Annotated in this window: 11 protein-coding genes; 2 read left to right on the top strand and 9 right to left on the bottom strand. The window is 58.0% G+C overall.

Annotated features, from left to right (window positions below):
• Positions 1 to 54: 54 nt before the first annotated feature.
• The 5 genes from M0974_RS13775 to leuS all read right to left on the bottom strand — a co-directional run bounded on the left by M0974_RS13775 (position 55) and on the right by leuS (position 6,299).
• Positions 55 to 1,383: a lytic murein transglycosylase gene (locus tag M0974_RS13775; protein WP_297837455.1), complete on the bottom strand. Its 1,329-nt coding sequence runs from the start codon at positions 1,381 to 1,383 to the stop codon at positions 55 to 57.
• Positions 1,384 to 1,465: 82 nt separating this feature from the next.
• Positions 1,466 to 1,621 (bottom strand): alternative ribosome rescue factor ArfA, encoded by a 156-nt coding sequence (gene arfA / locus M0974_RS13780; protein WP_297837457.1) that lies wholly within the window; start codon positions 1,619 to 1,621, stop codon positions 1,466 to 1,468.
• 295 nt (positions 1,622 to 1,916) lie between these two features.
• The gene (gene holA, locus M0974_RS13785; RefSeq protein WP_297837460.1) at positions 1,917 to 2,954 is read right to left on the bottom strand and encodes a DNA polymerase III subunit delta; all 1,038 of its coding nucleotides are present in this window, start codon (positions 2,952 to 2,954) and stop codon (positions 1,917 to 1,919) included.
• 42 nt (positions 2,955 to 2,996) lie between these two features.
• Positions 2,997 to 3,602, bottom strand: coding sequence for an LPS assembly lipoprotein LptE (lptE, locus tag M0974_RS13790; RefSeq protein ID WP_297837463.1), 606 nt, complete (start codon positions 3,600 to 3,602; stop codon positions 2,997 to 2,999).
• Positions 3,603 to 3,692: 90 nt separating this feature from the next.
• Positions 3,693 to 6,299 carry a leucine--tRNA ligase gene (gene leuS / locus M0974_RS13795; RefSeq protein WP_297837467.1) on the bottom strand — a complete coding sequence of 869 codons (2,607 nt, stop codon included), beginning with the start codon at positions 6,297 to 6,299 and terminating at the stop codon, positions 3,693 to 3,695.
• A gap of 250 nt (positions 6,300 to 6,549) precedes the next feature.
• Here leuS and M0974_RS13800 point away from each other — a divergent pair, with 250 nt between their 5' ends.
• Together M0974_RS13800 and M0974_RS13805 are read left to right on the top strand one after the other, a co-directional pair.
• Entirely contained in the window at positions 6,550 to 6,918 is a 369-nt protein-coding gene (locus M0974_RS13800; protein WP_297837469.1) for a hypothetical protein, read from the top strand.
• 129 nt (positions 6,919 to 7,047) lie between these two features.
• Entirely contained in the window at positions 7,048 to 7,815 is a 768-nt protein-coding gene (locus M0974_RS13805) for a YdcF family protein (protein ID WP_297837472.1), read from the top strand.
• A 129-nt stretch (positions 7,816 to 7,944) separates the two neighbouring features.
• On the opposite strand, the gene lnt is transcribed toward M0974_RS13805, so the two are convergent.
• From lnt to M0974_RS13825, 4 genes are all read right to left on the bottom strand, one after another.
• The gene (lnt, locus tag M0974_RS13810; protein WP_297837475.1) at positions 7,945 to 9,459 is read right to left on the bottom strand and encodes an apolipoprotein N-acyltransferase; all 1,515 of its coding nucleotides are present in this window, start codon (positions 9,457 to 9,459) and stop codon (positions 7,945 to 7,947) included.
• An 18-nt stretch (positions 9,460 to 9,477) separates the two neighbouring features.
• Positions 9,478 to 10,320: an HlyC/CorC family transporter gene (locus M0974_RS13815; RefSeq protein WP_297837478.1), complete on the bottom strand. Its 843-nt coding sequence runs from the start codon at positions 10,318 to 10,320 to the stop codon at positions 9,478 to 9,480.
• 5 nt (positions 10,321 to 10,325) lie between these two features.
• On the bottom strand, positions 10,326 to 10,826 hold the full coding sequence (gene ybeY / locus M0974_RS13820) for an rRNA maturation RNase YbeY (protein WP_297837481.1): 501 nt from the start codon (positions 10,824 to 10,826) through the stop codon (positions 10,326 to 10,328).
• A partial coding sequence (locus M0974_RS13825) for a PhoH family protein (RefSeq protein WP_297837483.1) occupies positions 10,819 to 11,081 on the bottom strand: 263 nt, incomplete at its 5' end. The genes M0974_RS13825 and ybeY, both read right to left, overlap by 8 nt.

Raw genomic sequence — 11,081 nt, forward strand, 5'->3', positions numbered from 1 at the left:
CCCACAGGTAATGCTCAATCCACTGTGGGAGCGAATTCATTCGCGAAGGTGTCTTTACGGCTTACGCAAGTTATTCAGCAGCTCATGCGTCGGGTAACCATCGGCTGGCCAGCCGTATGACTGTTGTGCGTTACGGATGGCCTTGCGCGTGTTGGCCCCGATAATGCCGTCAGGAGCGCCCGCGTCGTATTGGCGGGAAGACAGCAGGGTTTGCAGCTCTATGCGCTCTGAGCGGCTTAGAGGTAGGTCATCGCGGGGCCAATTGCCCAAGACGTAACCGCCGCCATTAAAGCGCTGCGATAACAACCCGATGGCCAACGCATACGACGACGAGTTGTTGTACTTAAGCGTGGCGCGGAAGTTATCCAGCACCAAGAACGCTGGGCCCTTATAGCCCGCAGGCAACAGCAGCGCCGCTTGCAGTTGCGCCACATTGGCAGGAAGTGCGCCGCCGTTAGGCAGCTTCAGCCCCATCTGCTGCCATTCAGCCACGGTTTTGCGGGTAGAGGCATCGGCCAGCGCATAGTTGAACCCTTCAGCCAGCTGCACCTCGAAACCCCACGGCTGACCTGGTTGCCAGCCCGAGCTCTGCAAATAGCGCGCAGTCGACGCCAGCGCGTCAGACGGGGTGTTCCAGATGTCACGGCGACCATCGCCGTCGAAATCCACGGCGTAGGTGTTGTAGGTGGTGGGAATAAATTGCGTTTGCCCCATTGCCCCGCCCCATGAACCGAGCATCTCGGCAGGCTGGATATCACCGTGCTGAAGAATCTGCAGCGCCGCCAGCAATTGGTCTTGGGCGAATGCTCGGCGACGGCCTTCGTAGGCCAGGGTAGCAAGGGAGCGGATCACATACTGCGAGCCCTGAAACTGGCCGAAGTTACTTTCCATACCCCAAATGGCTACCAAAGACTGCCGGTCAACGCCGTAACGTTGCTCAATGGTTTGCAGTACGTCGGCGTATTGCGCGAGTAGGGCCTGACCTTTACGTACACGAACGGCGGACACTGCGCCGTCGAGGTATTCCCACACAGGGCGGGTGAACTCAGGCTGGCTTCGGTCTGCTTTGACCACGCTCATGTCCGGGAGTACGCCTGCGAAGGCCTGATCGAATACGTCTGGCCTGATGCCAGCTTTAATGGCATCAACGCGAAAGCCGGCTTCCCAGTCACTGAAGCTCATTGTTGGCTGAATGTCGAAGTCAGTTGTACCGGGCGCGATGGCTGGCTGAGTCGTAGGCGACACGGCCGCAGGGGCGTTGGCGATCTGGAGGGGAGTGGCAGCGGCTGCAGTGGGCTTTTCTGCGCAGGCAACTAACAGAATAAAGCTGGAGACGGTCATCAATTGGCGAAAATGCCAACGACGGGAAAAACTAGGGGGCATGCTCAGGTCCAGGGTATTACCAACAAAAGCAGACCTTATCATGCTTGCCCGGTTTAAGGGGCCTCGGAAGAAACAGGATGTTTCAGGCGGCCAGAAAGTAAGAAGCCTCCCAGCTTTTAGACTGGAAGGCTTCGCGGCGGTAGCTGCCTTTGCCCTTACCGGCGGGTTCCTGACGACTGCGGAACAACGGCTGGGCGACGATGGATTTGGCCTTGTTCGGCCGCTTTGGTTTGCTCATGGCGAGTACTCTCGTTGGGTATGGGGTGAATCGGTGTGAATCATCGGGCACAGCGGGGCGTGTGTCTAATAGAGGTGTGCTATTGGATGTTTCTCAATGTGAGGCATCCGCTGGCGCCGGGCTTGGGGCAAATCCACAAATCCCGGTGGGAGCGAACTTGTTCGCGAAGGAAGCGACGCGGTATCCCAGACAAACCGCGTCGCCTGCTTCCCGAACAAGTTCGGTCCCACAGAATCTCGGCTTGGCGCAAGATACGGGCAATCCTAAAGAGAATTGTGTCAAGTCGGTAATTGCACTATTCAGCCGGCAAACTCAGCCGTTGTCCGGCCATCAGCAGTGCCAGTCGTGTCAGGCTGCTCCAGGCGGAACCTGCTGCCTGTCCTTTGATCTGTGCGTCGATACGTTGCGCGTCCATCAGTAACTGGCCCCAGCGTTGCGCCGAATGCCGTTGCAGGGCTTTGCTCATCAGCGGTTTGCGTTTGTCCCAAATCGGCGGTCGTGCTTGGCTGAAGGCCCTGTCCAATGGAATGCCCTGGCTGAACTGCAGGGCCAGATTAGCCAGCACCCGAAGCTCGCGAGACAGGGCCCACAGGATCACCGGTGGCTCAACACCTTCGCCACGCAGGCCTTCAAGCATGCGCACGGTGTGTGCCGCTTCGCCATTTAGCACCGCATCGGTCAGGCCGAAAACATCAAAGCGCGCACTGTCGGCCACGGCCCCCTGCACGGTTTCGACGGTGATCTGGCCACCTTCGGCCATCAACTTGAGCTTTTCAATTTCCTGCGCAGCCGCCAGCAGATTGCCCTCAACCCGCGCGGCAATCAGTTCTACCGCGTCCTGGGTGGCAGACAATCCGGCCTGGGATAAGCGCTGGCGAATCCACTGCGGCAATTGGCTGGCGTCCACCGGCCAGATTTGCAGGAATTGGGTGTGCGGCCCTTCAATGAGCGCCTTGCCCCATTTGGTTTTCTGCGCGCTGCCATCGAGCTTGGGCAAGCTGATGAGCAGCAGCGTGTCTTCCGGGGGGCGCGAGCAATACTCGATAAACGCCGCAGCGCCTTTGTCACCGGGTTTGCCCGAAGGCAAACGCAGCTCCAGAAGGCGTTTTTCCGCAAACAGCGACATGCTCGCGCCGGCCTGCAGTAACGTGCCCCAATCGAAATTGGCGTCTGCGCTGAAGACCTGGCGTTCGTCGAAGCCTTGCAGGCGTGCGGCTGCACGAATAGCGTCGGCTGCTTCCTGACACAGCAACGGGTCATCACCGCTGACAACGTACACGGGCGACAGAGTGCTCTGGAGGTGTTTGCCGAGTTGGGCAGGGATCAGTTTCATAGGTTATAGAATGCAGGGGCCAGCACGCTGGCCCCAAGGCATTTACTTGGCAGGATTTTCAATCGGCGACTGGCGAGGCGTTTCGTTCTCGATCCGCTGCGCAGCTTCCAGGGCGTCGGCATCTGCTTTGGCCTTGGCTTCAGCAGTTGCTTGCAGTTTGTCCAGTTGTTCTGGCGTCAGCTGTTGCAAGCGAGCGACGATGCTTTGCACCAGTTGGACGCGCATTTCTTTGCGGATCTGCGCAGCTTCTTGATCGGAACCCATCAAGTTGTTGCTGTCCTGCACATAGATTTTCTGAACCTGTACCTTGTTTTCAAGCAACAACAGGCCGCGTGAACCACGGATCTCGTAGTTGACGGTGTCGGTCAGCTCATATTCGGCGGATCGCGCGGAGCCGTTATAGCTGGCTGCCCGTGAAGTTTCTCCTTCACTGGCCAGAAACAGTTTGTACTCGGCGCCCATGTGGACATTAACGCCGCTGTTTTTCAGTACTTGGGTCAACTGAACCACGGTTTGGCCGTAAGCGTCACGCGCGCTCACATCCAGTTCCTTGATGGTCAGCTGGCTAGTGCCGGTACCACGCAGCTGGAAACCACAGGCGCTCAGCAGCACGGCGAGACCCATCACCAGCAAATTGCGTTTGATCATATTGATGCTCCCCTTGAATCCGTTTGGGCCGACGTTGCGTCCCTTGGAAATGGTGTTCGGCGCCCGGTCAATACCGGGCGCTTGATCCAATTAGCTTGCGACGATGTTGACCAGCTTGCCGGGGACCACGATCACCTTACGAATCGTCAGGCCGTCGGTGAAGCGCAGCACGCCTTCATTGACTCTTGCCGCTGCCTCAACCTCTTCACGGGTTGCGCTGGCTGGCATTTCGATCTGACCACGCAGCTTGCCGTTGACCTGAATCACCAGCACCAGGCTGTCTTGTACCAGCGCGGTCTTGTCTAGCACCGGCCAGCCCGCGTCAATAATCGCGTCGCTGTGGCCCAAGCGGCTCCACAGTTCGTGGCTGATGTGCGGGGTGATCGGTGCCAGCAGCAGCGCGACCGTTTCCAGGCCTTCCTGAAGCAGCGCACGGTCCTGCGGTGTTACGTGTGCGGCTTTTTCCAGAACGTTCATCAGTGTCATGACTTGCGCGATGGCGGTGTTGAATTTGTGATGCTGACCGACGTCCTGGCTGGCGTTTTTGATCGCTAAGTGGATCGCGCGGCGGATGACTTTCTGTTCGTCGTTCAAGCCTGCGACGTTGAGCTTGGCGGTCAGGCCCAGTGAAACGTGGGCATGGGCCAGGCGCCAGACACGACGCAGGAAGCGGTGCGAACCTTCGACGCCTGAATCGGACCATTCCAGACTCATGTCCGGCGGCGAGGCAAACATCATGAACAGGCGGCAGGTGTCTGCGCCGTATTGGTCGATCATCGATTGTGGGTCAACGCCGTTGTTCTTCGACTTGGCCATTTTTTCGATGCCGCCGATCTCGACAGGCAGACCGTCGCTGATCAGTTTCGCGCCGATCACTTTGGCTTTGCTGTCGCGCTCGAGCTCGACGTCGGCCGGGTTGTACCAGGTCTTGCTGCCATTGGCTTCAAGGCGGTAATAGGTGTCGGCGATGACCATGCCCTGGGTCAACAGGTTCTTGAACGGCTCGTTGGAGCTGACCAAGCCTTCGTCGCGCATCAGTTTGTGGAAGAAGCGCGCGTAGAGCAGGTGCAAAATCGCGTGTTCAATGCCGCCGATGTATTGATCCACCGGCAACCAGTGGTTCGCCGCTTTCGGGTCAACCATGCCGCCTTCGTAATGAGGCGAGGCGTAGCGTGCGAAGTACCACGAGGACTCGACGAAGGTGTCCATCGTGTCGGTTTCACGTTTGGCCGGAGCGCCGCATTTAGGGCAGCTGCACTCGTAGAACGAGGGCATGCGCGCCAAAGGCGAACCGGCGCCATCGGGAACGACGTCTTCGGGCAGTACGACAGGCAGTTGATCTTCCGGGACCGGCACGTCACCACAGGTGTCGCAATGCACGATCGGGATCGGGCAGCCCCAATAGCGCTGACGGCTGATGCCCCAGTCGCGCAGGCGGAATTGGGTACGTGACTGGCCCAATTCCTTCTTCAGCAAATCGGCTTCGATGGCGTCGAACGCGGCCTGGAAGTCCAGCCCGTTGTACTTGCCGGAGTTGATCAGTTGGCCGTGCTCGCCATAAGCGGCGTGCCACGGTGCGGGCGTTTCCTCGCCAGCGCTGGTGCGCACGACCGGGACGATGGGCAAGCCGTACTGAGTGGCAAACTCAAAGTCGCGCTCGTCGTGAGCAGGAACCGCCATTACGGCGCCGTCGCCGTAATGCATCAATACGTAGTTGGCGACCCACACTGGCAACTTCTCGCCGGTCAGCGGGTGCTCGACGAACAGCGGGGTCGGCAGGCCTTTTTTCGCTTGGGTGGCGATGTCTGCTTCGGCAACGCTGCCGCTTTTGCATTCGTTGATGAAGGCTTGCAGTTGCGGGTTGCCTTGTGCAGCCAGGGTCGCCAGCGGGTGTTCAGCGGCAACGGCGACATAAGTCGCGCCCATCAGGGTATCCGGACGGGTGGTGAACACTTTGAGCGTGCCGGCTTCACCGATAGACGCCTGGTCATACGGAAACTGCACTTCCATGCCACGGGATTTACCAATCCAGTTGCGTTGCATGGTTTTAACTTGCTCAGGCCAGCCTGGCAACTCGTCGAGACCCGACAGCAGTTCGTCTGCATAGGCCGTGATCTTGAAGTAGTACATCGGGATTTCGCGTTTTTCGATCACCGCGCCAGAGCGCCAGCCGCGACCGTCGATCACTTGCTCGTTGGCCAATACGGTTTGGTCCACCGGGTCCCAGTTAACCGTACCGTTTTTGCGGTAGATCACGCCTTTTTCGAACAGGCGAGTGAACAGCCATTGTTCCCAGCGGTAGTAATCGGGTTTGCAGGTAGTGATTTCCCGGGACCAGTCAACGCCAAGGCCCAGGCTTCGCAGCTGGGTCTTCATGTAGGCGATGTTTTCGTAGGTCCATTTGGCTGGTGCGACGTTGTTTTTCATCGCGGCGTTTTCCGCCGGCATGCCGAACGCATCCCAACCCATCGGCTGCAGGACATTTTTGCCCTGCATACGCTGGTAGCGGGCGATCACGTCACCGATGGTGTAGTTGCGCACATGACCCATGTGCAGCTTGCCGCTGGGGTAAGGGAACATCGATAGGCAATAGAACGTCTCTTTGCCTGGCTGTTCACTGACTTCAAAGGATTTTTGCTCGTCCCAAAAGGTTTGGGCGGCGGCTTCGATTTCGCGGGGCTGATAGAGTTCGTGCATGGCTACTTTTTACTAAGAAATTGGTGACCTCATCCTCTTCATTGCACCGCTGAGTCAGGTCGGCTCAGTAGAGCGGGAAGTGGAATTAAAGGAAGCGCCGTAGCATACATGAGGGCCGACTATCGAGGGAAACCCTGATTGCGCCGCTGAGGCCTGCCAGAGGCCGTTGGTCGCGGCATCCGGCTGATTTGGGCAGTGGCGCTAAGCTGATTAGTGGGGGAGTACATTTTAATCTGGATGAGGTGAGCGGATGGCAGAGTTGCAGCAACCAGCAATAAAACCCGAGCTTTACGAGCGCTTGATCAATCGTCTTGGGCTTGCCTTGGATGTGGCGAGGACAGCGGTTAAGCTTCGCAATGAAGCGCCTGCCGAATTGGAGTTGCGGGGTTTGAGCCCCGCGGAATTTGAGTTGATCGAGGCCTATCTGGACAAGGGCGCTCTCGATTTCAGAGCTGATGCCTTTGGTTTCAAGGTCGATAATGTGATCAAAGACTCTTCTGTTGCACAGGTGATAGACGGATCAATTGCGGTGCCGAAACATTTGGCCAAAGTCATATGGTTGGACGATCACCAACGTAGCAAAGCTTCGGCACGGGGCAAGTCGTTATTCTTCAGATGATGACGGCCCAAATGATGGCAATGTTCAAAAAGTACGACACATTAACCTTAACGGGCCGAGTGCTCGCTTGATAAGCATTGTTGCTTAGCGTCAATCCTTCTAGGCTTCGGGCATCTTTGGAGATGCTCGATGCCTATCCGCTACCTGATCAAACAATTGCTTTTGCCTCCTGGCATTCTTTTGCTGCTGCTTTTACTTGCGTGGTGGTTTCGTCGTTCTCGGCCGCGGCTGGCGGGTGTGTGCTTTGCAGTTGGGTTTGGCGGACTGTGGATTATGAGCCTGCCAATTGCAGTGGAGTGGGGCGCGCGCGCTATCGAAACCGAACCCTTATTGCCGCAAAGCCAGTGGACGACCCTGGCGCAACGTGCCGATGCGATTGTGGTGTTGGGTTCCGGCCGTGAGCGTGAGGACCCTACGTGGGGCATGGACATCCCCACCGGGGTAGCGCTGGAGCGCATGCGCTTTGCCGCACGTTTGTCCAAAGACTCGGGCTTGCCGATCTTGACTTCCGGGGGGTTGCACTATGGTCAGCCGCCCAGCGAGGCAGCAATCATGGCTGACTCGCTGCAAAGCGACTTTGGCGCGACGGTACGCTGGAAAGAAGAGGCGAGCCGCACCACTTGGGAAAACGCCACGATGACTGCCGCATTACTGCAGCCTACAGGCATCAAGCGAGTGGTACTGGTAACCCAGGCCTGGCATATGCCGCGCGCACGCTGGAGCTTTGAGAAGGCCGGGTTCACCGTGATCCCGGCCCCGGTGGGGTTCCTTGGTGTCGACAATGCCCGCCCGTTCAAGGGCTGGTTGCCCGAGAGCAAAGCGGTGTGGCAAAGCGGCCAGTTGCTCAATGAAGCGGCGGGATTGCTGGCATACCCGTTGTTTTATCGTTCGTTGTAGGGGCGGGCTCCAGGTTGCACACAACCCTTGTGGGACCGAATTCATTCGGGAAGAAATCAGCGCGGTCTGCCTGATAAACCGCGTCGCCCGCTTTCCGAATGAATTCGGTCCTACGGAATCTCGGCGCGTTTAACGTTTCATTCGACGGGCCACTATTGCCCAGCCCACCAGCACAATCGACAGGATCGTCAACGGCCATGAGCGCCACTGCAGGTAAGGGGTGAGTTCTTGCATTGGCACCACTTCGCCGTACAGCACGCCCTTTTGGAACTGCGGGATGGTTGCCGTTATTTTGCCGAAGGGGTTGATCAACCCGCTCACGCCGTTATTTGTCGCACGGATCATCCAGCGACCGGCTTCAAGGGCGCGCATTTGGGCCATTTGCAAATGCTGCAATGGACCAATGGAGGTGCCGAACCACGTGTCGTTGCTCACCGTCAGCAGTAATTCACTTTGTGCCGAAAGGCCAGCGGCGAACTCGGGATAGACCACTTCGTAGCAGATAAACGGCGCAATCTGATACCCCTTGGCTTGCAACATTGCCTGATCGTGCGGTCCGCGGGCGAAGTCTGACATTGGCAGGTTGAAGAAGGTGATCAGGCCACGGAGCAGGTCTTGCAGGGGCACGTATTCACCGAACGGCACCAGTTTCTGCTTCAGATAAGTGCCATCGCCTTCGCCGACCACGGTAATGCCGTTGTAGTAACGGTAATCGCCATGGCCACTTAGTTGACGAATAGGCACGCCGGTAATCAACGCCGAGTTGCGATCAGCCGCAAATTTGCTGAGCATCGACAAATAGCCCTCTGCCGATTCTTTGAGAATCGGAATGGCGGTTTCCGGCCAGATGATTAAGTCAGCGCGTTTACTGGTGAAGGTCATGTCGCGGTACAGCGCCAATTGAGCGTTGAGCTGCGCCGGGTCCCATTTCATGCTTTGTTCGACGTTGCCCTGAATGGCGGCGACGCTCAAGGGTGGGCCCGCTGGCGACGTCCACTCGTAGGTTTTCAGTGACAAGCTCAGCGCCCACGGCGCGACCAGCAACACGACGCCAGCACCGAGCATGGATTTATTGGCTCGCAGCCGAGGCAGGTTGCACAACAGCGCGGCGGTCAGTGCCAGTGTAAAGGAGATCAGCCACATGCCGCCGATAGGCGCGAGCCCGGACAAAGGTCCGTCCAGCTGACTGTAGCCAGAATAGAGCCAAGGGAAGCCGGTCAGGAACCAGCCACGAAAGGCTTCTTGCGCCAGCCACACCCCAGCAAAGGCCAATGCATCGGTCAGCGGGGCATCGTTGCGTCGAATCCAGCGTGCCCAGATCCAAGTCGGCAAGGCGAAAAACCAGGCGATGGCGGCGATAAACCCCAGCATCAACAAACCTGCCAGCAGTGCCGAAGCACCGCCGTAGGTATGAATGCTCACGTAAATCCAGCTGGTACCGGCGCCGAATAGACCAAAACCGTAGCACCAGCCACGGCCCAACGCCTGCCGAGGGCTTAGTTCACGCAAACCAAGATACAGGATGACCAGCGACACGATTGCCAGTGGCCAGATATCAAAGGGTGCCAGCGCCAGAGTCGTCAGCGCACCGGCCAGCATGGCCAGCAAGTTGCCGGGCCAGCCGGGACGGGTGATCCACTGCATGGGGATTTCCTTAGGGGCTTAGGCCCGCGAGATCGGGCTCAAGCGCAGTAAGTGAATACGCCGGCTGTCGGCGTTGAGAATTCGGAAGCGGTAGGCGCCGATTTCAGTGGTTTCGTTACGCTTGGGTAGATGACCAAACGCACTCATCACCAGACCGCCTACGGTATCGAACTCATCGTCCGAGAACTCGCTGTCGAAAAACTCGTTAAAGCTGTCGATCGGGGTAAGAGCCTTGACCAGGAAGTCGCCGCTGGGAAGCGGTTTGATGTAGCTGTCTTCCTCGACATCGTGCTCGTCTTCGATATCGCCGACGATCTGTTCCAGCACGTCTTCGATGGTCACCAGGCCCGCCACGCCGCCGTATTCGTCAATGACGATGGCCATGTGGTTGTGGTTGGCGCGGAACTCACGCAGCAGCACATTCAGGCGCTTGGACTCAGGTACGAAGGTCGCAGGGCGCAGCAGGTTCTTGATGCTGTCTTTGTCGCCGTCTGCTTTGAGAATCAGCGGCAGCAGATCCTTGGCCAGCAACACGCCGAGAACATCGTCGTGGCTTTCACCGATCACCGGATAGCGCGAGTGCGCGGAGTCGATGACGGCAGGCAGGAATTCGCGAGGCGTTTGAGTCGCCTTGATGCTGATCATCTGTGAGCGCGGGACCATGATGTCTCGCACTTGCAGGTCAGCCACCTGAATGGCGCCTTCAACGATGGCCAGCGCTTCGCTGTCCAGCAGCTTGTTTTGATGGGCCTCGCGCAGAAGCTCAAGCAGCTCCTGGCGGTTTTTCGGCTCGTGGGCAAAGGCCTGGGTGAGTTTCCCCAGCCATGACTTTTGCCCGTTGCTCGATCGGTCTTCGCTCATAGCCCTTACTCGTGGTCCTTGCTGGTGGTCTCTGGGAATTGATGGTCAGCGGTTTCGTCGTCGGCGTAAGGATCGGGATAACCCAACTCTTCAAGCAACGTTCGTTCCAGTGCTTCCATTTCTTCAGCTTCTGCATCGTCGATATGATCGTAACCGAGCAAATGCAGACAGCCATGAATGACCAGGTGCGCCCAATGCGCATCCAGGATCTTGCCTTGTTCGGTGGCTTCGCGGGTCACAACGGCCGCACAAATCACTAGGTCGCCGAGCAGCGGAATGTCCAGGAACTCATCTGGCACGTCAGCGGGAAAAGACAACACGTTGGTTGCGTAGTCTTTATGCCGCCACGTGTTGTTGAGCTCCTGAGCTTCAGCCTCGTCGACCAGGCGAATGGTCAGCTCCGAATCAGCAGTGCGTTGACGCAACGCCAGCTCACACCATTGGCGGAACTGGGCTTCACTTGGGACTGTTGCTTGGGTCGCAAGTTGTAGGTCCAGCTCAACCATCGCGGCGGTTATCCCTGCTGGAAGATGACGAACCAATGGTCTCGTCATTGGTGCGATTCTCGTAGCGCTCGTAAGCCTCGACAATTCGTTGCACCAGCGGGTGACGCACCACATCCTTGGGCTTGAAGTGGGTAAAGCTGATGCCCGGAACGTCCTTCAAGACATCCATCACATGGTTCAGGCCCGACTTGGTGCCCTTGGGCAGGTCGACCTGGGTGATGTCACCGGTAATGATGGCGGTGGAGCCGAAACCGA

Source organism: Pseudomonas sp. (genome assembly GCF_026224925.1).
Classification (GTDB): Bacteria; Pseudomonadota; Gammaproteobacteria; order Pseudomonadales; family Pseudomonadaceae; genus Aquipseudomonas.